At 59.6% G+C, this 280-nt stretch carries 1 pseudogene; it reads right to left on the bottom strand.

The window, feature by feature from the left end:
• Positions 1 to 201, bottom strand: a pseudogene (locus EN859_RS38950) (ABC transporter substrate-binding protein); the annotation flags it as partial.
• Positions 202 to 280: the final 79 nt, after the last annotated feature.

The raw sequence follows: 280 nt of genomic DNA, 5'->3' as shown, positions 1-280 counted from the left end.
GATCTTGCCTGTCTCACTCTGGAAGGGATCAACTACGGCTTTGCGGAACGCCTCCTCATACGATCCGCCACCGGAAACGACCACCAGGGTCGACTCTTGCGCTCGCAAAATGCTTGGGGCGCCAAGCACCAGCGCCGCTCCGCTGAGTCCTATTAGGGCCTGACGTCGCGTCGGCCGACTGGAGTTAATGTAGCGCCTCATGAGCTCTCTCCCTTATGAAGACCATATCGGAATGCGATCTGCGGCCGAGGTCACGTGCAACGAAGCCGCCTCAGCTTCG

This window comes from Mesorhizobium sp. M00.F.Ca.ET.216.01.1.1 (genome assembly GCF_004010325.2).
GTDB lineage: Bacteria > Pseudomonadota > Alphaproteobacteria > Rhizobiales > Rhizobiaceae > Mesorhizobium.
The sequence above is the reverse complement of the archived record's forward strand: the minus strand, read 5'-3'. Positions and strand labels throughout refer to the sequence as shown.